Origin of the sequence: Azospirillum rugosum (assembly GCF_017876155.1) — a bacterium.
Lineage (GTDB): Bacteria > Pseudomonadota > Alphaproteobacteria > Azospirillales > Azospirillaceae > Azospirillum > Azospirillum rugosum.
The window spans coordinates 66,734-86,635 of record NZ_JAGINP010000005.1; the positions used below are offsets into that span (position 1 = coordinate 66,734).

Below are 19,902 nucleotides of genomic sequence, written 5' to 3' on the forward strand. Positions count from 1 at the left end.
CCTACCCGCGCCACTCCTCGCGCAGGATCGCGTACAGGACATGGTCGCGCCACGCGCCGTCGATGCGCAGATAGCCGCGCGCGTAGCCTTCGTGCGTGAATCCGACCTTTTCCAGCAAACCGCGGCTGGCCGCGTTGGTGGGCAGGCAGGCGGCCTCGACCCGGTGCAGGCCGAGCTGCCCGAAGGCGAAATCCAGGACCAGCCGCGTCGCGCCGGAAATGTAGCCGTTGCGGGCGTAGGGCAAGCCGACCCAGTAGCCGAGCGTCGCCATCTGCGCCACGCCGCGCCGCACGTTGGTGAGGCCGAGGCCGCCGACCAGCGCGTCGGTCTGCCGGTCGTAGACGAGGAAGCTGTAGCCCTGGTCGTCGCGCCATTCCTGCGCCTGCCGCCGGAGGCGTCGGCCGAAGGCGGCGCGGGTCAGCGCGTCGGTCGGCCAAGTCGGCTCCCAGGGTGTCAGGAAGTCGCGGGATTCCGCCCGCAGATCCGCCCATTCCCTCCAGTCGCGGGGCAAGGGTGGGCGGATGTAGCATTTCGGACCGTCGAGCCGCACGGCCGGCGGGCTGATGAGACCGCTGCCCAGGAGGCGGATCATGCCGGCCTTCCCTTACTGCAGCCGCGCGGCGATCCGGTCATACTCCTCCAGCCGGCTGATGGGGCCGAGCGCGGCCACGGTGGGGCGGCTTTCGCGCAGGCGCTGCGCCACGCGGACAACGGCGTCGCGGTCCACCGCCCCGATCTTCTGCACGATCTCCTCCACCGGCACCGGCCGTCCGTAGACGAGCAGCTGCTGCCCCAGCTGTTCGCAGCGCGACATGGTGCTTTCCAACGCCATCAGCGTCCCGGCGCGGAGCTGCGCCGCCGCGCGGGCGACCTCCTCGTCCGTGACGTCCTCGGCGACCTTCATCAGCTCGTCGCAGACGACGGGGACCAGCTCCGCCACCTCGTCCTCGCCGGTGCCGGCGTAGACGCCGAACAGGCCGCCGTCGCGATAGGCGCCGGCGAAGGTGTAGATGGAATAGACGAGCCCGCGCTTCTCCCGCACCTCCTGGAACAGGCGGGACGACATGCCGCCGCCGAGCAGGGTCGAGAAGACGGAGTGCGCGTAATAGTCCGGGTCATGGACGCCGACGCCGTCGAATCCGAGCACGAGGTGCATCTGCTCCAGGTCGCGCGCCTCGCGGTAGTCGCCGCCGGCGTAGCGGGAATCCTCCGATTCCGGCACCGGCCGGTCGGGCAGGCGCCCGAACGCCTTCAGCGCCATCTCCACCAGCCGGTCGTGGTCGAGCCGCCCGGCGGCGGCCAGCACGATCCCCGGCGCGCTGTAATGGCCGCCGATGTAGTCCACCAGCGCCGACCGCGACAGGGCGCCGACGATCTCCGACGAGCCCAGCACAGGCCGGCCCAGCGCCTGCCCCGGGTACGCGGTCGCCTGGAAATGGTCGAAGATGATGTCGTCGGGCGTGTCGGCCGCTTGCCCGATCTCCTGCAGGACCACCGTCCGCTCGCGCGCCAGCTCCTCCTCGTCGAGGGTGGAGTGCTGGAGCATGTCGGCGATCAGATCCAGCGCCAGCGGCGTGTCCTCGTGCAGCACCTTGGCGTAATAGGCGGTCTGCTCGCGCGTGGTGTAGGCGTTCAGCTGCCCGCCGACATTCTCGATCTCCTCGGAGATGCGGAAGGCCGAGCGGCGCTCCGTCCCCTTGAACAGCATGTGCTCCACGAGGTGCGCCACGCCGTTGACGTCGGCTTGCTCGTTGCGCGTTCCCACCCCGACCCAGCAGCCGAGCGACACGGACTGCACGTCGGGCATGGTGTCGGTCGCGACGCGCAGCCCGTTCGGCAGCGTGGTCACGCGGATGCTCATGCGGCCTCCTTGGCGGCGCGGGCGCGGGCGGCGACGAAGTCCTGCACGGCGCCCAGCTCGTTGGGCAGCTCCGACAGGCGCTCCTCGCGGACGTAGAGGTCGGACAGGCGCGGCGGCAGGTCCGGCCGGTGGCCGGTCGCCTTCTCCACCGCGTCGGGGAACTTGGCAGGGTGCGCGGTCGCCAGGATGACCGTGGCGACGTCGGCCGGCAGGCCGGCAGCCTTGGCCGAGGCCACGCCGACCGCGGTGTGCGGGTCGAGCAGGTAGCCGCAGCCCGTCCAGACCGCCTCGATGGTCGCCATGGTGCCGGCCTCGTCCACGCGGTGGCCGGAGAAGATGGCCAGCGCCTCGGCCAGCTGGGCCTCGGTCACCTCGAACTTGCCCTCCGCCCGGAAACGGTTCATGGACGCGGTCACGGCCGCGCCGTCACGTCCCAGCAGGTCGAACAGCAGCCGCTCGAAGTTGGAGGAGATCTGGATGTCCATGCTGGGACTCAAAGTAGGCACGACCGGCGCCGCGGACATGGTCCCGCTGGCAAAAAAGCGCGCCAGGATGTCGTTGGAGTTGGAGCCCACCACCAGCTTCTCGATCGGCAGCCCCATCGCCCGCGCGCCGTAGGCGGCGTAGACGTTGCCGAAGTTGCCGGTCGGCACGGTGAAGGCCACCTTGCGGTCCGGCGCGCCCAGCGCTACCGCGGCCGTGAAGTAATAGACGATCTGGGCCATGATGCGCGCCCAGTTGATGGAGTTCACCGCCGACAGGCCCATCCGGTCGCGGAAGGCCACGTCGTTGAACATCGCCTTCACGAGATCCTGGCAGTCGTCGAACGTGCCGTGCAGCGCGATGTTGTGCACGTTGTCGGACAGCACGCTGGTCATCTGGCGGCGCTGCACCTCCGACGTGCGGCCCTTCGGGTGCAGGATGAAGATGTCCACGTTCTGGCGGTCGCGGCAGGCCTCGATGGCGGCCGAGCCGGTGTCGCCGGAGGTCGCGCCGACGATGGTCACCCGCTCCCCGCGCTTGGCCAGCACATGGTCGAACAGGCGGCCGAGCAGCTGGAGCGCCACGTCCTTGAAGGCCAGCGTGGGGCCGTGGAACAGTTCCAGCACCCAGTTGCTCTGGTCGAGCTGGACGAGCGGAGTCACCGCGGCGTGGTCGAAGCTGGCGTAGGCGTCCTTGACGATGGCGCGGAAATCGTCCTCCGCAATGGCGCCGCCCAGGAAGGGCAGCATCACGCGGACGGCGATCTCGCTGTACGGCAGGCCGCGCATGGTCCGGATGTCGTCCTTGCTGAACTGCGGCCAGCTCTGCGGCACATACAGGCCGCCGTCGCGCGCCAGACCGGCCAGGAGGACATCTTCGAAACCGAGGACCGGGGCTTGGCCCCGCGTGCTGACGTACTGCACCGCACACACTCCGACGCTTAAAGCCGACGCCCACGCAAGGCCGACAACAATCATGGAAGCGGCATAGTTAGCCGCTGCCCCCCATCCGTGCAAGGATGCAGCAACGGATCCCGCAACGGAACCTTTCGACGGACGAAAGTGCGTAGGTTGGGTGAAGCGCCAGCGGAACCCAACAGGGTCGCCGTGCTGCGTGTGTTGGGTTTCGCTGGCGCTCCACCCAACCTACGGATCTTCGACGAACGAAGGGGGCCGGCGCTGGAACGCCGGCCCCCTCCAGATTTCGCCCGATCAGACCGCCGTTCAGCCGGCGGTGTGGTCCAGCGCGGTGTAGTGGATCTGCGACGGATCGTGCGCAGCGTCCACGTGATCCAGCCCGTTGACCGTCAGGTCGTGCAGCGCGGCAGCCACCTCGGCCGTCGGGGTCGCCACGGCCGCGGCGGCGGCCGGCTGGGCCTGCACGGCGGCGTGGGTCCAGACGTTGACGTTGTCCTGGCCATCGACCTGGTGGACGCCTTCCGACAGGGCCTGGGCGGAGGCCGGCGACCAGGGGGCCTTGCCGGAACCGGCGCCGCCGGAGTACAGGCCGGACTTGATGGCGTTCATCTTGGTCTGGTCGACGGACTGCCAGTCGTCCTTCAGGATGCCGCCCGTGTCGCCCGAGTTCGGGTTCCACGACCAGTAGGTCCAGCTGGCGCCCTCCTTGCCCGCACCCAGGTCGTTGGAGCCGTTGCCATCGAAGTCGCCGTTCATGTACTGGACGAGCTTGGCGATGTAGGCCTTGTCCTCGGCGGTGTCGAGCTTGCCGCCGAACTCACCCACCAGCACCGGCGCCTTGTTGTCCTTCAGCGCCCAGCCCCAGTTGTCGGTGTACTGCTTCGGCAGGTTGTTCGGGAAGTTCGGGTCGTTGAACCACGACATCTGGTTGACCGACGGGCCGTAGGAGTGGACCGAGTAGACCAGCTTGTCCGGCACGTCGAACTCGATCGGGCGATCCTTGGCGCCGGCGAGGTTGCCGCCCCACCAATCCCACTTGTTGTCGTGGATCTCCACGCCCTCGACCAGCAGCAGCCAGTCCTTGTTCACGGACTGGATGGCGTTGCCGATGCGCTCCGCGGCCCAGGCCCAGTCGGTGGCCTTGTCGCCGCCGCCCCAGGTCGCGTCGCCGTGCGGCTCGTTGTGCAGGTCGGCACCGATGACGGTGTCGTTGCCCTTGTAGCGCTCGGCCAGCATCTTCCAGTTTTCGATCATCTTCGACTCGGGGTACTTGTCGTCGTACCACAGGCCGTTCTCGTTGGCGGACGCACCGTCGCTGGAGCGATGGTGGTCCAGGATGACCTTCAGGCCGATGCGGCCGGCATAGTCGATCACCTTGTCCATCACCTCGAGCGGGGTCTTGTTCTCGAGGTCGGGGTTCTTGGAGGTGTCGATGCCCGTCGCACGGTCCGCGTCAAGGCCCGCATCGCTCCACGGAAGACGGATGGTGTTGAAGCCGAGGGACTTCATCTGGTCCATCATCCCCCAGTAACCGCGCATGTCCATGCCGTTGGGGTTGAAGACGAAGCCCTCGCCACCGAACCAGTTCACGCCGGTCAGCTTGATGTTCTGGCCCGACGAATCGACGATCTGGTTGCCGTCCGTGTGCAGGAAGCCATTGGCGATGGTCATTGTTCTGAACCTCGTTGCCGTTCGCGTTGGTCCCGAGGCTGGCCGTTTATGGTTAACGAAACATTGCCATTCGCGCCGAGCTTTTGCCGCATTTGTTCGGGGTTGTGACCAAATGCGGTTCATAGGATTTATCTGGTATTTTTGCCAACAGGCGCGATCCGAGAGCTTGCGCTGTTTTGAACGGCATTTTGCAAGAAGATGGTTCGGAATTGCCGAGACCTTGCAGACCGCAAAGTTGGGTGGTGCTTATACCTTTGCGTTGGAAATTTCTTCCGCTCACCGATGGTCTGAGCGCCGGCGTTCGAGGTATTCCGCCGCGGGTGGCCGTCGGCACCACCGGTGGTTTCCACTTCAAATTGAACCAGACCCGCCTAACACAGATCGCTCCGGGCATGGTAACGAACGCCGGTGATCGTAGCCGGAGGTTCGTGCCGATGAGCGTTCTTGCCGAATGGGAAAAGCAGAAGAAGCAGTTCGAGAAGGCCACCGGCAAGAAGAAGCCGAAGACGAAGATCTTCGGCATCGCCTTCAAGGCGACGGGCATATCGAAGGCGCTGGCCCTGTTCGACAAGGCGACCAGCTTCCGGGCCAAGAACGCGGCGATGCACCTCTTCGTCGCCCAGGCCACGGCCTACATGAAGGCCCTGAAGGAAGAAGCCGACGCCTGCGACGGCAAGGAGGACGCCGATTACCGGAAGGCGGTCAAGGCCCTGGCCGACGGCATCGAAGACGTCAGCAAATTGGCCGCCGCCGAGACCACGAGAACCTTCAAGGATCTTGAAAAGCTCGTGAAATCCGGAAAGCTCAAGGACGTCCGAAAATATTGCGAGGGTGAGTTCAGCACCGAAAACTTCGACTTCCTGATGGCGGTCCAGAAGGTCAAGAAGCTGACGGACCTGCGCGCGCTGCTCGACGAGTACATCTCGGGATCGGCGGCCAAGGAGATCAACCTCGGCAGCACGGCGAAGAAGGCCTACTTTTCAGCGCTTCGCGGCGAACATGATTTCAAGGACGCCGTGGACAAGCTGAAGAACGACGCCATGATGAACCTGTGCGACACGCTGGCGCGCTACATCAACACGCTGAAGATCCCGAAGGTCAAGTCGACGCTGTGACGCCAGAGCACCTCCGGGGGCCTCACGCCCCCAGGTAGCGCGTCTCCAGGTGCCGCTTGAAGACGGACACGTCCAGCGGCCGGCCAGTGGCGGCGGTCAGCAGCTCGTCGCCTGAGGCAAACAGGCAGCCCTTGCCGTGAACGTTCGCGCGCAGCCACGCCACCAGCGGGCCGAGGTCGCCGCGGGCGAGCGCCGGCTTGATCGACGCGTCGGCGCGGGTGGCCGCGTCGAACAGTTGCGCGGCGGTCATGGCGCCCAGCGTGTAGCTGGGGAAATAGCCCCAGCCGCCGGACGGCCAGTGGATGTCCTGAAGGCAGCCCAGCCGGTCGTTGGGCGGCTCCACCCCGAGCAGGGTCCGCATGCCCTCGTTCCAGGCGCCGGGCAGGTCCTTCAGGTCCAGATCGCCGCCGACCAGCGCCTTTTCCAGGCGGAAGCGCAGAATGACGTGCGCCGGATAGGTGACCTCGTCGGCGTCGACGCGGATGAAACCGCGCTCCACGCGGGTGTAGAGGCGCCGCAGGTTGTCCGGCTCCCAGGCCGGGCCGGAGCCGCCGAAGGCGTCCCGCGCCACGGGGCCGAGGTAGGACAGGAACTCCGCCGAGCGGCAGGCCTGCATCTCCACGATCAGCGACTGGCTCTCGTGCACGGCCATGCCGCGCGCCTGCCCGACCGGCTGGTGGATCCAGGCGCGCGGGCGGCCCTGCTCGTACAGGGCGTGGCCGGTCTCGTGCATCACGCCCATCAGGGCCTTGGTGAAGTCGGCCTCGTCGTAGCGGGTGGTGATGCGCACGTCGTCGGTGGCGCCGCCGCAGAAGGGGTGCAGCGACACGTCCAGACGCCCGCGGTTGAAGTCGAACCCCGCCTGCCCCATCAGCCGCACGCCCAGCGCCTTCTGCGCCTCGACGGCGAAGGGCCCCTCCGGCCGGATCGGGTCCGGGTCGCGCGCCTGCTTCTCCAGCACGCGCTCGATCAGACCGGGCAGGAAGCCGGCGAGGTCGTCGAACAGCGCGTCGATGCGCGCGGCTCGGGCGCCGGGGTCGTGCTCGTCCAGCATGGTGTCGTAGGGCGTCAGGCCCATCACCGCGGCCTTGGCCTCCCCGCACTCCCGCACGCGGCGCAGCACGTCCGTCAGGGAGGGCAGCAGCATGGCGTAGTCGCTTTCCGCCCGTGCGGTGCGCCAGATCATGTCGCAGGCGGAGATCGCCTTGCTGGTCGCCTCGACGAGGTCCGTCGGGACGGCGGTAGCGTGGCGGTGGCTGCGCCGCATCTCCCGCAAGTTGGCGCGCTGCCAGTCGTCCAGGCTGCCGTCGCCCTCCGCCTCGGCCAGCCAGTCGGCGACGCGCGGGTCGGTTTCCAGCTCGTGGGCCAGGACAGTCAGCGTCGCCGTCTGCTCCGCGCGCGCGTCGTTGGAGCCGTCGGGCATGGTCGTCTGGGTGTCCCAGCTGAGGATGCCCAGCGCGTCCCCGATGGCGGCGATGCGGGCGAAGCGGCGTTCCAGGTCCTGGTATGCGGTCATGAGGGGGTCCCGATCCGGCGGCGTTGCGACAGGACATAGACGACGATCAGCGTCGCGGCGAGGCTATACCACGTGATCGCGTATTGCAGGTGGTTGTTCGGCAGCTCCACCTGCGGCTGAATGCCGTTGAGCGGGGCGGAGCCGCGGGACGGGTCCGGCAATGCCTCCACCACCACCGGGGCGACGTTGGGCAGCCCCACGGAGGCCGCCATGACCGGCGGGTCGATCCGCATCCAGGCGTCGGCGCCCGGCCGATTGTCGGGCTGAAGCCAGCCGGCGGGCTGCGGCAGGCGGACCATCCCGGTCAGGGTGACCGGCCCCTCCACACGGCTGTCCGGGCGGGTGGCGGGGTCGCGCTTGTCCATGGGGACGAAGCCGCGGTTCACCAGCACCACGCCGGCTCCATCGGCGCGCTCCAGCGGGGTCAGCACCTCGTAGCCGACCTGCCCCTGGTGGGGCCGCGCGATCAGCCGCATCTCCTTGTCGTTCAGGAATCGGCCGGACAGCGTGACGGGGCGGAATTCGAAATCGGCGGGGTCCGCGATCGTGGCGGGCAGAGGCGCCGGGGCGGCGTGCAGGCGCTGCTCCACCCGGTGGATCAGCTCGTCCTTCCAGTGCAGCCGCTGCACCTGCCACGTGCCGAGCGCCAGCATGACCAGCACCGCAGGCACGGTGGTCAGCGTCGCCCACAGCGACGGGCGGAAGCGGCGGGGTTCGGCGGTCGCCGTCATGGTCACGCGTCGGTGTCCTCAAGCTCGTCGCGGCGGTGGCGGTACTGCAGCGCCACCACATAGGCCTTGGCCGGGCGCAGCATGCCCAGCGCCAGCCCGAGGATCACGATGCTCCAGACGATGGCGTGAAGCCAGAGCGGCCACTCCACGGTCATCGACACCCACAGCGCGACGGGAACGACCAGGAAGCCCAGGATGAAGATCAGGAACACGGCCGGGCCGTCGCCGCTGTCCTGGCGGGCGAGGTTCAGCCCGCAGACGGAGCAGCGCTCGTTGGTGGTCAGGAAGCCCTTGAACAGCTTCCCCCGGCCGCAGCGCGGGCAGGCACAGCGCAGGCCCGCGGTCATCGGCGAGACGTTCGGATAGTAGGTGCTCACCACACCCATCCTTTCGTGGACCAAGTCCCCTCGCCCGCCTCCGGCGGGAGAGGGAGGGGCCCATGGCGGAGCCGTGGGAGGGTGAGGGCTAGGTTTCTCGGGATGACCTTGCCCTCACCCTCCCGCCGTCGGCGGGTCCCTCCCTCTCCCAGCAGGGCTGGGAGAGGGCGAGAAGGCAACCGGTCAGTGGGCGCCGCCGCCGTGCGAGCCCCACCAGTAGACCGACACGAACAGGAACAGCCAGACCACGTCGACGAAGTGCCAGTACCAGGCCGCCGCCTCGAAGCCGAAGTGGCTCTTCGGGGTGAAGTGGCCCTTCATGGTGCGGATCCAGCAGACGGCCAGGAAGATCGTGCCGACGATGACGTGGAAGCCGTGGAAGCCCGTCGCCATGAAGAAGGTGGACGGGTAGATGCCTTCCTTGAAGCCGAAGGCGGCGTGGGCGTATTCCCAGCCCTGGAAGAAGGTGAACATCACGCCCAGCAGGACCGTCAGGCCCAGCGCCTTGGAGGCCTCGGCGTTCTTGCCCTCGATGATGGCGTGGTGCGCCCAGGTGACGGTGACGCCCGACAGAAGCAGGATCAGCGTCATCATCAGCGGCAGGTGGAAGGTCTCCAGCGGCTCGATGTTCGGCGGCGGCCAGACGCCCTGCGGGTTCTCGGCGAAGACCTTCGGGAACAGGGCGGCGTCGTAGAAGGCCCAGAAGAAGGCGGCGAAGAACATCACCTCCGACGCGATGAACAGCGACATGCCGTAGCGCAGGCCGATCTTCACCACCGGGGTGTGCGCCTTCTCGCGCACGGCTTCGCGGATGACGTCGCGCCACCAGCCGAACATCACGCCCAGGATGGACGCGAAGCCCAGGATGGCCAGCAGCTTGCCGCCCCCGTGCATGTAGATGACCATGCCCAGCGCGAACAGGCCGCCCGCGAAGGCGCCCAGCAGCGGCCAGGGGCTTGGCTTCACCAGATGGTAGGGATGCGGAATGCCGGCCCCGGCGCCGTGCGCGGAGGCAGGCGGATGCGGCATTTGCGCGTGCGTGATGTCGGCCATCGTCTCTTTCCAACCCCGATTTGTTTCGCCGATCTTGTCTCGTGGTTCGCGGTCGCCCGCCACCCGTTGCTTCTTATGTGCTTCCGTCGCTCAATTCGTCGTGCCTTGCGGCTTGGCCGCATGCTGCGCCAGCACCTGCTTTTCGTCGTTCGCGCGGAAGAAGGTGTAGGACAGCGTGATGGTGCCGACGTCCTCCATGTTCGGGTCGTCGGCCAGGGCCGGGTCGACGAAGAAGGCGACCGGCATGTCCACCTGCTGCCCAGGCTCCAGCACCTGCTCGTTGAAGCAGAAGCACTGGATCTTGTTGAAGTAGATGCCGGCCTTGTCCGGCGTGACGTTGTAGACCGCCGTGCCGACCGTGGGCTTGGCGGAGCGATTCTCCGCCCGGTAGTTGGCAAGGCCCGTCTCGCCCAGCTTCACCTTCACCTCGCGCAGCTCCGGCTGGAAATTCCAGGGCAGCGCGTTGTTGACGTCCGCGTTGAAGCGGATGGTGATGGTGCGGTCGACGATCCGCGTGGCGGCGGCCTCCGCCCGCTGCGTGGTCCCGCCGAAGCCGGTGACCCGGCAGAACAGCGAATAGAGGGGGGCCGACGCGAAGGCCAGCCCGACCATGCCGGCCACCAGCCCGAACAGGGCGATGCCGAACAGACGGTTGCGCCGCCGGATCTTGTCGTTCATGGCCCCCTCCCCTGCATCCCGCCTAAAGCGAATTGTCATTCGCTTTAGATTCATATGGCCTCATTCGCCGGCCGGGCTTCGGCCGCATGGGCGGCCGGGCCCGCGGTCGCGGTCCAAAGCGGATCGCAATCCGCTTTAATGCGCGCCGCCCATGCGGACGACGGTGATGACGTAGAACAGCACGACCAGCGCGATCAGCGCGGCCAGGACCGCGTAATTGCGCCCGCGCAGCCGCCGGCGCCGTTCAATTTCCGAGCTTTCATCATTCAAGTTGGCCATAACGGTCATGCCCCACCTCCGGTGACGAGGTGCTCGCCCACCAGCAGGGCGAACAGCAGGAACAGGTAGAGGATCGAGAAGCCGAACATCTGCTTGGCCGGCTTGTCGTCGGTCGCCCGCAACACGCGGACGGCGCACAGCACGAACAGCAGGCCCAGCAGGCTCGACCCGATCAGGTAGGCGAGCCCGCCGATCCCGACGGCGTAGGGCGCCGCGGCCACCGGAAGCAGCACCAGCGTGTAGAGCAGCATCTGGCGCTTCGTCGCCTCCGGCCCCGCCACGACCGGCATCATCGGGACCCCGGCGCGGGTGTAGTCCCCATTGCGGAACAGCGCCAGCGCCCAGAAGTGCGGCGGCGTCCACAGGAAAATCAGCAGGAACAGCAGGATGGAGGGCAACTCGACCCCGCCGGTCACCGCCGCCCAGCCGATCATCGGCGGGAAGGCGCCGGCAGCACCCCCGATCACGATGTTCTGCGGCGTGCGGCGCTTCAGCCACATGGTGTAGACGAACACGTAGAAGCCGACGGTGAGCGCCAGCAGGGCCGCCGCCACCCAGTTGACGGCCAACCCCATGACCACGACGGACGCCGCGGCCAGAATCACGCCGAAGGCCAGCGCGTTGTCCGGCTCCACCCGGCCCGACGGGATCGGGCGCTTCGCCGTGCGGGACATGATCGCGTCGATGTCGCGGTCGTACCACATGTTGATGGCGCCGGACGCGCCCGCCCCCACCGCGATGCACAGCACCGCCACCGCCGCGAGCACCGGGTGCATATGCCCCGGCGCCACCACGATTCCGGCAAGGCCGGTGAACACCACCAGCGACATCACGCGCGGCTTCAGCAACTCGATGTAGTCGCCCGCGGTCGATCCGCCCAATCCACTGTCGGCAAACCGCCCGTCCGCTGCCCGTTCCAGGCTCAGGTCCGTCATTCTCTCTGCCCTCCAACCGGGGGCTGCTCACCGCCCCCGGCCTAGATACTCACGTGTACTTATTATTTCACCTGCGGAAGCGTCTCGAAGGCGTGGAACGGCGGCGGGGAGCTGACGGTCCACTCCAGCGTGCCGGCCTGCGGACCCCAGTAGGCGGCGTCCACCTTCTCGCCGCTGCGCAGCGTCTTGATCGCGATCCACACGAACAACAGCGTGGACGCGAAGGAGATGTAGGCGCCGAGCGAGGAAATCATGTTCCAGCCGGAGAACGCGTCCGGATAGTCCGGGATGCGGCGCGGCATGCCGGCCAGGCCCAGGAAGTGCTGCGGGAAGAAGATCAGGTTCACGCCGACGAAGGTCGTCCAGAAGTGGACCTTGCCCCAGAACTCCGGATACTGCCGGCCCGACATCTTGCCGATCCAGTAGTACCAGCCCGCGAAGATCGAGAAGACCGCGCCCAGCGACAGCACGTAGTGGAAGTGCGCGACCACGTAGTAGGTGTCGTGCAGGACGATGTCCATGCCGCCGTTGGCCAGCACCACGCCGGTGACGCCGCCGACCGTGAACAGGAAGATGAAGCCGAGCGCCCAGAGCATCGGCGTCTTGAACTCGATGGAGCCGCCCCACATGGTGGCGATCCAGGAGAAGATCTTCACGCCCGTCGGCACCGCGATGATCATCGTCGCCGCGGTGAAGTAGGCCTTCGTGTTCACGTCCAGGCCGACCGTGTACATGTGGTGCGCCCACACCACGAAGCCGACCACGCCGATCGCCACCATCGCGTAGGCCATGCCCAGGTAGCCGAACACCGGCTTCTTGGAAAAGGTCGAGACGATGTGGCTGATGATGCCGAAGGCCGGCAGGATCATGATGTAGACTTCGGGGTGGCCGAAGAACCAGAACAGGTGCTGGAACAGGATCGGGTCGCCGCCGCCTTCCGGATTGAAGAAGGTGGTGCCGAAGTTGCGGTCGGTCAGCAGCATGGTGATGGCGCCGCCCAGTACCGGCACGGCCAGCAGCAGCAGGAAGGCCGTCACCAGCATCGCCCACACGAACAGCGGCATCTTGTGCAGCGTCATGCCCGGCGCGCGCATGTTGAAGATGGTCGTGATGAAGTTCACCGCACCCAGGATCGACGAGGCACCGGCCAAGTGCAGCGCGAAGATCGCCATGTCCACCGACGGTCCGTTCTGGCCGAGAGTGGAGGACAGCGGCGGGTAGATCGTCCAGCCCGTACCGGCGCCCTGCCCCACGAAGGCCGATCCCAGCAGCAGCAGGAAGGCCGGAACGATCAGCCAGAAGCTGATGTTGTTCATGCGCGGGAAGGCCATGTCGGGCGACCCGATCATGAGCGGCACGAACCAGTTCCCGAAGCCGCCGATCAGCGCCGGCATGACCACGAAGAACACCATGATCAGGCCGTGCGCCGTGATCAGCACGTTCCAGACCTGCCCGTCCGCCACGAACTGCATGCCCGGGGACTGAAGCTCCAGGCGCATGATGACGGAGAACAGGCCGCCGATCAGCCCGGCGATGACCGAGAAGATCAGGTAGAGCGTGCCGATGTCCTTGTGGTTGGTGGAGTAGAACCAGCGATGGACGAACCCCGGCACGTGGTGATCGTGCCCGTGGTCATGTCCATGGGCGCCGTGTCCCTGCGCCTCCCCCGGATTGGCATTTGCCATGTCTCTAACCTCGCGTCGGCGGAATGGTTTTTTCTTGGCCGAAATGGTCTTTTGGACGTGCTGCGGCTTACTGAACGGTGCCGTTGGCCGGCGCCTGGGCGACGTCGCGCTTCTCCGGCGTGCCGTAGGCGACCTTGGCCTTGGCGACCCACTCGGCGAACTTCTCCTTCGAGACGGCCTCGACCGCGATCGGCATGAAGCCGTGGTTGACGCCGCAAATCTCGGAGCACTGGCCGTAGTAGGTGCCTTCCTTCTCGATCTTAACCCAGGTCTCGTTGGTGCGGCCGGGCACGGCGTCCTTCTTCACGCCGAAGGACGGAACCGCCCAGGAGTGGATGACGTCGCCGCCGGTGACCAGCACGCGGACCGTGGTGTCGACCGGCAGGACCACGCGGTTGTCCACCTCGAGCAGGCGGCGCTGGCCGGGCTTCAGGTCGCTGTCCGGGATCATGTAGCTGGAGAAGGTGATGTTGCCGTGGTCGGGATACTCATAGTCCCAGTACCACTGCCGTCCAGTGACCTTGATGGTCATCTCCGCCTCGGGCGTCCGTTCCGCCTGGTACAGCAGCTTGAAGGACGGCACCGCGATGACGATCAGGACGATGACCGGGACGACGGTCCAGGCGACCTCCAGAATCGTGTGGTGCGAGGTCTTGGACGGCACCGGGTTCTTCTTCGCGCTGAAGCGCACGACGCACAGGACCAGCAGGGCCGCCACGAACAGGACGATGGCGAAGATGATGACGGTCAGCAGGCTGTGGAACGAGTCCATGGCATGCTTGACCGGCGTCGCCGCCTCCTGGAGCCCAAGCTGCCAGGGATGGGGTTCGGCGGCAGAGCCGGCCCCGGAAAAACCGCACAAAGATGTCAGCGCCGCCAAGACGGCGGCGTTCAGGGTCTGCGTCTTCATCCCCAACCCTCTCGTTGGCCGCAACCGGTGGTCATAGGCCGCGGTTTACCCTTCCCGCCGGCCCCTCCGTCGCCCATATTGTTTGTGTACCGAACTATTAGCACGGCATACAGTCGGGCGTTCCGGCGAGGGCCGGATGCTGCAGAGATCATGCCGTTCGTGGCGCGACATTTCGCTGCAGCACGAGCTTAACCCTGCATTGCGCTTGGGAACAAGCACGCCGTCCTCACACGAAGGACATAGGCGCAGTGCGGCGTTGAAGCTCTCTCATCGCTAGAGGTTGAGCCCACGCATGGGTTTAGCACTGCGACATCCTGTCGCACATTGTTCGTGTCGCGAATTGTCTCGACGGAACAAGGGCCTAGCACCCGCCCGGCGCCGGCGCGCCGCCCCCTTAAGGGTCTGCCGACACGGTCCGGGCGACGCTTGTCGCCGGTCCCGACCGGCGACTCGCCATTCCTCCGGACTCAGTGCCCGCCGGTGATGGCCTTGCGGACTCGGCGCACGCCGGACCAGACGAAGGCGATCACGATGGGAATCATCAGGCCGACGATCAGGTCCGGATCGACCTTCATGCCGAAGCCCTTCATCCCCTTCGCGGCGTAGCCGACGATGCCCACCAGATAGTAGCTGATCGCCACGACCGAGAAGCCCTCGACCGTCTCCTGCAAGCGGAGCTGCATCTGCGCACGCTTGTCCATGGAGGCCAGCAGCTCGGCGTTCTGCCCTTCCACGGCGATCTCCACGCGGGTGCGCAGCAGGTTGCTGGCGCGGGCCACCCGCTGCGACAGGGCCTGGAGCCGCGCGTGGGCCGCCTCGCAGGTGCGGATCGCCGGGGCGAGGCGGCGGTCCATGAACTCGCCCACCGTGGGCAGCCCCTCGATGCGGACCTCGCGCAGCTCCTCGATGCGCTTCTCCACCAGCTTGTAGTAGGCGCGGGCCGCATCGAAGCGGTAGGCGGTCTCGGCGGCGATCTGCTCCGTCTGGGCGGCGAGCAGGGTCAGGCGGTCGAGCAGGTCGCGCTCGTCGTCCAGCCCGCCCAGCGTGGCGATCCGGGCGGTCAGGTCGGCCAGATCCGCCTCGATCGGGCCGATTCGCGGCAGCACCCCGCGCGCCACCGGCAGCGCCAGCAGGGCCATGACCCGATAGGTCTCGATCTCCAGCAGGCGCTGCACGGTGCGGCCGGCCTGGTTCGGGGTCATGCCGTGGTCGGCGATCAGGATGCGGGAGAAGCCGTCGCCGTGGATGCGGAAGTCGGTCCAGGCCGTGGCCGCGCGCCCGGAAATCCGCGTGCCGATGTAGCCCTGCGACCCGAACATGGCGGCGAGCATGTTGGCCGACGGCTCCGGCGAATCGGCGTCCAGCAGGGCCACATGGACGCCGACCATCAACTCGCCCGGCAGCCCGGCCAGCCAGTCCCGCGGCACGGCGTTCAGCGCCGGATCCTGGAACGGGTCCGCCAACACGCCGGGCACGGTGGCGTTGGGCCGGAAGATGGTCCAGGTGGAGAATTCGGTGTGCCGTTCCCACTTCAGGCGGAAGCTGCCGAAGGAACCGCTGTAGTGCGTCGCCCCGGCCGGCGGGCGCGGCACGCCCGCCCAGTCGCACAGCTTTTCCAGCTGTCTCCGGTCGGCCTCCGCCGCCCCCTCGCCGGAGAGCATGGCGAGCATGGTCGCGCGCACCGGAGCGGCCAGCACCTCCGGCGGGCGGGTGTGCACCTCGTTGGTCAGGGTCACGCGCAGGGCATGGTCCTTCAGCGGGCGGGCGGCGGCCTCCAGGCTCTGGCCGAGCGCTGCGGTTTCCCCGGTCATGGCATCACCCCCCTGCACGTCAAAAGGCCCTGGTGCCGAGGGTGAGGAGCCTTGCCGGATGCCCCGCCCGTCGCCACACTATAAAGTCCGATCTTTAGACCACATCACGGGTGCGGGCGCGACCATGCCTGCGTCCATCGCCCTACGTCTTAAGTCCGATACCCCGGAGTCCTCATGAGCGCGCTCGCCACAACCGACGACCTGTTCTTCAACCGCGCCGGCCTGGACCGGTCCCGCGTCGAAGGGATCGTCGCGGAAGCCCTCCGCGGGTCCGACGACGGGGAGCTGTACCTGGAGTATTCGCAGAGCGAGTCGCTGGGCTGGGATGACGGCAAGCTGAAGTCGGCCAGCTTCGACACGACCCAGGGCTTCGGCCTGCGCGCCATCGCGGGCGAGGCGGCAGGCTACGCCCACGCCTCCAACCTGTCGGAGGACGCCATCCGCCGCGCCGCCGCGACCGTGCGCGCCGTGCAGGCCGGCCACGCCGGGACGGTGGCGGAGCCGCCGGGCGGCACCAACCGCGCGCTCTACATCCCCGACAACCCGCTGCCCATCGTGCCCTTCGAGGCGAAGGTGAAGCTGCTGGCGGAGATCGACGCCTACGCCCGCGCCAAGGACCCGCGCGTGCGGCAGGTTTCCTGCTCCATCAGCGGCGAGTGGCAGGCGGTGCAGATCATCCGCGCCGACGGCGTGCGCGTCGCCGACCTGCGCCCGCTGGTGCGCCTGAATGTCTCCGTCGTGGTGGCCGAAGGCGACCGCATGGAGACCGGCGGCCACGGCGGCGGCGGCCGCGTCACCTACGAGCACTACATGCAGCCGGAGACTTGGCGCGCCTTCGTCGACGAGGCGTTGCGCACGGCCCTGGTGAACCTCTCCTCCATCCCCGCCCCGGCCGGCGAGATGACCGTGGTGCTCGGCAACGGCTGGCCCGGCATCCTGCTGCACGAGGCCATCGGCCACGGGCTGGAGGGTGATTTCAACCGCAAGAAGACCTCGGCCTTCGCCGGCCTGATGGGCCAGCGCATCGCCGCCCCTGGCGTGACCATCGTGGACGACGGCACCATCGAGAACAGCCGCGGCTCCATCACCGTGGACGACGAGGGCACGCCCGGCCAGTGCACCACGCTGATCGAGGACGGCGTCCTGGTCGGCTTCATGCAGGACCGCCTGAACGCCCGCCTGATGGGCGTGCGCCCGACCGGCAACGGCCGGCGCCAGAGCTTCGCCTATCACCCCATGCCGCGCATGACCAACACCGTGATGCGCCCCGGCCCCCATTCGCCGGAGGAGATCATCAAGTCGGTCAAGAAGGGCCTCTACGCCAAGAACTTCGGCGGCGGCCAGGTGGACATCACCAACGGCAAGTTCGTCTTCTCCGCCAACGAGGCCTACCTGATCGAGGACGGCAAGCTCGGCCCCGCGGTGAAGGGCGCCACCCTGATCGGCAACGGCCCGGACAGCCTGACCCGCGTGTCGATGATCGGCAACGACACGAAGCTCGACCCCGGCGTCGGCACCTGCGGCAAGGAGGGCCAGGGCGTCCCCGTCGGCGTCGGCCAGCCGACGCTGCGGCTCGACGGGCTGACCGTGGGCGGCACGGCGGCCTGATCGCAAGAAAAAACATTGGAACCACAGAGGCACAGAGACACGGAGTTGGGCGTTGATCCAATCTCCGTGTCTTGCGTGCCTCTGTGGTGAGGAAACTCCAGGGAGCTTAGTGATGGCGACGCTCGCGCTCGTATCGACCTTCTGCCCGGACCGGGTCGGGCTGGTGTCCGCCGTCACCGGGCATCTGTTCGCGCTGGGTGCCAACCTGCGCGACGCGACCTTCGCCGTGATGGGCTCCGGCGCCGAGTTCTCGGCGGTGTGCGAACTGCCGGCGGGCGTCACGGTCGACGAGGTGCAGGACGGGCTGGCGAGCCTGCCGGAGTTGGCCGGCGCGCAGATCAAGGTCACGCGATTCGACTTCGATCCGGTACCCGGCCCGCTGGCGCGCATCACCCATCGCGTCGAAGTGTCCGGCGGCGACCAGCCCGGCCTGATCGCCCGTCTGTCGGAGATCTTCACGCAGTTCGAGGCGAACATCGTCCGACTGGACGCGCAGACGCTGCCGGAGCGTGAGGGCGGGCGCTACACCATCCGCTTCGCCGTCTCCATTCCGCCGGAACGCTCCGCCACCTGCCTGTCCGCGGTGACCAACACCGCCGAGACCATGGGCCTGACCTGCGAGGCCGAAGAGGTCTGAGCGCAGTCACCAGTGAAACAAAGGCCGGTTGGGTCCGCTGGACTCGGCCGGCCTTTTTGTTTGGCGGCTTTTTGTTTGGCAAAACAAAGACTTTCGTTCGATCCCCTGCGCCTTTTTTTGCCTCCATTCTTCACCCAATCCCATCCCCTTCCTCCCGTGTAAGGAGAAGGCAATATGACCATGGATAGGGGAAGGATCGCGCGATGGCTACGCCGACCGCATACGAGCAATATATGCTGGAGCTGATCAACCGGGCGCGCGCCAACCCTGCGGCGGAGGCGGCGCGCCAGGGGATCGACCTGAACCAGGGGCTGACGGCCGGCACCATCTCCACCGCCGCCAAGGCGGCCCTGGCCTGGGATCCGGCGCTGATCGACGCGGCCCGCGCCCATTCGCAGTGGATGCTCGACACCGACACCTTCAGCCACACCGGGATCAACGGCAGCTCGCCGGGCGCCCGCATGACCGACGCCGGCTACGGCTTCTCCGGCAGTTGGACGTGGGGCGAGAACATCGCCATCCGGTGGGGATCGGGCACATCCATCAACGCCTCCACAGTCGAGGCGATGGAGAGCGGCCTGTTCAAGTCGGCCGGGCACCGCACCAACATCCTGAACGACAGCTTCCGCGAAATCGGCGTCGGCCTGAAGACCGGCGAATACCAGGGCTCCACCGGCATGACCGGCACGCAGGACTTCGCCAAGACGGCCGGAAATCCCTTCCTGACCGGCGTCACCTTCGACGACAAGGACGGCGACAACTTCTACGATCCGGGCGAAGGCATCGGCGGCGTGACGATCAAGGCCGTGTCCGCGACCGGCACCACCTACCAGACCACCAGCTGGGACGCCGGCGGCTACCAGATGGACCTGCCGACGGGCACCTACACCGTCTCCTTCTCCGGGGCCGGGCTGCCCAGCACGATCACCAAGACGGCCACCATCGGCACCAGCAACGTGAAGCTGGACGTGAACCAGGACGTCGCCGCCCCGACCAGCACGCTGCCGCCGCCGATGGAGCTTCCCGCCACCACGGCTGCGACGATCGTCGTCAACGCGTCGGGCACGGCCGCCGGCGGGGTGAACGCGCATTTCAACCTGCTGATGGACGGCAAGAAGATCGGCGAGGGCGTCGCGGGCACCACGGCCAAGGACTTCACCTTCAACGCCACGGTCCTGCCGGACACCGCGCACCGGGTGCAGATCCAGTACGACAACGACGCCCTGATCAACGGCCAGGACCGGACGCTGTTCGTCAACAAGGTGACCATCAACGGCCACGCCGTGTCTCCCACCGACAGCATCGTCACCTACGACAAGGGTGCCTTGGACGGGAAGGACGTGGTGAAGGGGCAGCCTGGGATGTGGTGGAACGGCGCGCTGGTCGTCACCGCCGACAAGTCCTTCTTCCCCGGCAGCGCCGTGAAGGGCGTCTACGCCTCCGCCGAGCATCCGGAGCCGACCGGGGACGTCGATGTCTGGGGCCATGTGGCCACGGCGCAGGGCCACGCCACCCCCACCCTGCCCGACGCCGCCACGCAGCACCTGCCCTTCGGCGACCATGACCTCGCGTGGCTGCCGGACCACCTGCCCTACGGCTATCAGCCGGACCTGGACCACACGCACGCCGGCTGAA

Annotated in this window: 18 protein-coding genes; 4 read left to right on the forward strand and 14 right to left on the reverse strand. The window is 67.5% G+C overall.

Features of this window, described 5'->3' with window-relative positions:
• Position 1 precedes the first annotated feature (1 nt).
• From J2851_RS08460 to J2851_RS08475, 4 genes are all read right to left on the reverse strand, one after another.
• Complete coding sequence (locus J2851_RS08460; RefSeq protein WP_209765699.1) at positions 2 to 592, reverse strand: GNAT family N-acetyltransferase; 591 nt, start codon at positions 590 to 592, stop codon at positions 2 to 4.
• Between the two features lie 12 nt (positions 593 to 604).
• Positions 605 to 1,861: a M16 family metallopeptidase gene (locus tag J2851_RS08465; protein WP_209765701.1), complete on the reverse strand. Its 1,257-nt coding sequence runs from the start codon at positions 1,859 to 1,861 to the stop codon at positions 605 to 607.
• Entirely contained in the window at positions 1,858 to 3,267 is a 1,410-nt protein-coding gene (gene thrC / locus J2851_RS08470; protein ID WP_209765704.1) for a threonine synthase, read from the reverse strand. The genes J2851_RS08465 and thrC overlap by 4 nt, the downstream gene beginning before the upstream one ends.
• A 300-nt stretch (positions 3,268 to 3,567) precedes the next feature.
• Positions 3,568 to 4,932, reverse strand: coding sequence for a glycoside hydrolase family 5 protein (locus tag J2851_RS08475; protein WP_209765706.1), 1,365 nt, complete (start codon positions 4,930 to 4,932; stop codon positions 3,568 to 3,570).
• Between the two features lie 434 nt (positions 4,933 to 5,366).
• Here J2851_RS08475 and J2851_RS08480 point away from each other — a divergent pair, with 434 nt between their 5' ends.
• Entirely contained in the window at positions 5,367 to 6,047 is a 681-nt protein-coding gene (locus J2851_RS08480; RefSeq protein ID WP_209765709.1) for a regulator of G-protein signaling domain-containing protein, read from the forward strand.
• 22 nt (positions 6,048 to 6,069) lie between these two features.
• Here J2851_RS08480 and J2851_RS08485 read toward each other — a convergent pair whose 3' ends face one another.
• From J2851_RS08485 to J2851_RS08530, 10 genes are all read right to left on the reverse strand, one after another.
• Positions 6,070 to 7,563: a carboxypeptidase M32 gene (locus tag J2851_RS08485; protein ID WP_209765711.1), complete on the reverse strand. Its 1,494-nt coding sequence runs from the start codon at positions 7,561 to 7,563 to the stop codon at positions 6,070 to 6,072.
• On the reverse strand, positions 7,560 to 8,294 hold the full coding sequence (locus tag J2851_RS08490; RefSeq protein ID WP_209766037.1) for an SURF1 family protein: 735 nt from the start codon (positions 8,292 to 8,294) through the stop codon (positions 7,560 to 7,562). The genes J2851_RS08485 and J2851_RS08490 overlap by 4 nt, the downstream gene beginning before the upstream one ends.
• A 2-nt stretch (positions 8,295 to 8,296) precedes the next feature.
• Positions 8,297 to 8,680 carry a DUF983 domain-containing protein gene (locus J2851_RS08495; RefSeq protein WP_209766038.1) on the reverse strand — a complete coding sequence of 128 codons (384 nt, stop codon included), beginning with the start codon at positions 8,678 to 8,680 and terminating at the stop codon, positions 8,297 to 8,299.
• Between the two features lie 174 nt (positions 8,681 to 8,854).
• Positions 8,855 to 9,724: a cytochrome c oxidase subunit 3 gene (locus J2851_RS08500; protein WP_209765713.1), complete on the reverse strand. Its 870-nt coding sequence runs from the start codon at positions 9,722 to 9,724 to the stop codon at positions 8,855 to 8,857.
• Positions 9,725 to 9,814: 90 nt separating this feature from the next.
• Positions 9,815 to 10,402, reverse strand: a complete 588-nt coding sequence (locus J2851_RS08505) for a cytochrome c oxidase assembly protein (RefSeq protein WP_209765714.1) — start codon at positions 10,400 to 10,402, stop codon at positions 9,815 to 9,817.
• A gap of 135 nt (positions 10,403 to 10,537) precedes the next feature.
• Positions 10,538 to 10,690 carry a hypothetical protein gene (locus J2851_RS08510; protein WP_209766058.1) on the reverse strand — a complete coding sequence of 51 codons (153 nt, stop codon included), beginning with the start codon at positions 10,688 to 10,690 and terminating at the stop codon, positions 10,538 to 10,540.
• Positions 10,687 to 11,616 (reverse strand): heme o synthase, encoded by a 930-nt coding sequence (cyoE, locus tag J2851_RS08515; RefSeq protein ID WP_209765716.1) that lies wholly within the window; start codon positions 11,614 to 11,616, stop codon positions 10,687 to 10,689. The genes J2851_RS08510 and cyoE overlap by 4 nt, the downstream gene beginning before the upstream one ends.
• Positions 11,617 to 11,678: 62 nt before the next feature.
• Positions 11,679 to 13,301, reverse strand: coding sequence for a cytochrome c oxidase subunit I (gene ctaD / locus J2851_RS08520; RefSeq protein ID WP_209765718.1), 1,623 nt, complete (start codon positions 13,299 to 13,301; stop codon positions 11,679 to 11,681).
• 67 nt (positions 13,302 to 13,368) lie between these two features.
• Positions 13,369 to 14,211 (reverse strand): cytochrome c oxidase subunit II, encoded by an 843-nt coding sequence (coxB, locus tag J2851_RS08525; RefSeq protein WP_209765720.1) that lies wholly within the window; start codon positions 14,209 to 14,211, stop codon positions 13,369 to 13,371.
• 467 nt (positions 14,212 to 14,678) lie between these two features.
• Positions 14,679 to 16,022, reverse strand: coding sequence for a DUF3422 family protein (locus J2851_RS08530; protein ID WP_209765722.1), 1,344 nt, complete (start codon positions 16,020 to 16,022; stop codon positions 14,679 to 14,681).
• Between the two features lie 174 nt (positions 16,023 to 16,196).
• Here J2851_RS08530 and tldD point away from each other — a divergent pair, with 174 nt between their 5' ends.
• The 3 genes from tldD (at position 16,197) to J2851_RS36675 (ending at position 19,901) form a co-directional block, all read left to right on the forward strand.
• Positions 16,197 to 17,630: a metalloprotease TldD gene (tldD, locus tag J2851_RS08535; protein ID WP_209765724.1), complete on the forward strand. Its 1,434-nt coding sequence runs from the start codon at positions 16,197 to 16,199 to the stop codon at positions 17,628 to 17,630.
• A 112-nt stretch (positions 17,631 to 17,742) separates the two neighbouring features.
• Positions 17,743 to 18,267 (forward strand): glycine cleavage system transcriptional repressor, encoded by a 525-nt coding sequence (locus J2851_RS08540; protein WP_209765726.1) that lies wholly within the window; start codon positions 17,743 to 17,745, stop codon positions 18,265 to 18,267.
• A 203-nt stretch (positions 18,268 to 18,470) separates the two neighbouring features.
• Positions 18,471 to 19,901, forward strand: coding sequence for a CAP domain-containing protein (locus J2851_RS36675; RefSeq protein WP_209765728.1), 1,431 nt, complete (start codon positions 18,471 to 18,473; stop codon positions 19,899 to 19,901).
• Position 19,902: the final 1 nt, after the last annotated feature.

Coding starts and splice junctions, on each gene's coding strand:
- J2851_RS08460 (WP_209765699.1), bottom strand. CDS start 592: ATGATCCGCCTCCTGGGCAGCGGTCTCATCAGCCCGCCGGCCGTGCGG.
- J2851_RS08465 (WP_209765701.1), bottom strand. CDS start 1,861: ATGAGCATCCGCGTGACCACGCTGCCGAACGGGCTGCGCGTCGCGACC.
- J2851_RS08475 (WP_209765706.1), bottom strand. CDS start 4,932: ATGACCATCGCCAATGGCTTCCTGCACACGGACGGCAACCAGATCGTC.
- J2851_RS08480 (WP_209765709.1), top strand. CDS start 5,367: ATGAGCGTTCTTGCCGAATGGGAAAAGCAGAAGAAGCAGTTCGAGAAG.
- J2851_RS08485 (WP_209765711.1), bottom strand. CDS start 7,563: ATGACCGCATACCAGGACCTGGAACGCCGCTTCGCCCGCATCGCCGCC.
- J2851_RS08490 (WP_209766037.1), bottom strand. CDS start 8,294: ATGACGGCGACCGCCGAACCCCGCCGCTTCCGCCCGTCGCTGTGGGCG.
- J2851_RS08495 (WP_209766038.1), bottom strand. CDS start 8,680: ATGGGTGTGGTGAGCACCTACTATCCGAACGTCTCGCCGATGACCGCG.
- J2851_RS08500 (WP_209765713.1), bottom strand. CDS start 9,724: ATGGCCGACATCACGCACGCGCAAATGCCGCATCCGCCTGCCTCCGCG.
- J2851_RS08505 (WP_209765714.1), bottom strand. CDS start 10,402: ATGAACGACAAGATCCGGCGGCGCAACCGTCTGTTCGGCATCGCCCTG.
- J2851_RS08510 (WP_209766058.1), bottom strand. CDS start 10,690: ATGACCGTTATGGCCAACTTGAATGATGAAAGCTCGGAAATTGAACGG.
- cyoE (WP_209765716.1), bottom strand. CDS start 11,616: ATGACGGACCTGAGCCTGGAACGGGCAGCGGACGGGCGGTTTGCCGAC.
- ctaD (WP_209765718.1), bottom strand. CDS start 13,301: ATGGCAAATGCCAATCCGGGGGAGGCGCAGGGACACGGCGCCCATGGA.
- coxB (WP_209765720.1), bottom strand. CDS start 14,211: ATGAAGACGCAGACCCTGAACGCCGCCGTCTTGGCGGCGCTGACATCT.
- J2851_RS08530 (WP_209765722.1), bottom strand. CDS start 16,022: ATGACCGGGGAAACCGCAGCGCTCGGCCAGAGCCTGGAGGCCGCCGCC.
- tldD (WP_209765724.1), top strand. CDS start 16,197: ATGAGCGCGCTCGCCACAACCGACGACCTGTTCTTCAACCGCGCCGGC.
- J2851_RS08540 (WP_209765726.1), top strand. CDS start 17,743: ATGGCGACGCTCGCGCTCGTATCGACCTTCTGCCCGGACCGGGTCGGG.
- J2851_RS36675 (WP_209765728.1), top strand. CDS start 18,471: ATGGCTACGCCGACCGCATACGAGCAATATATGCTGGAGCTGATCAAC.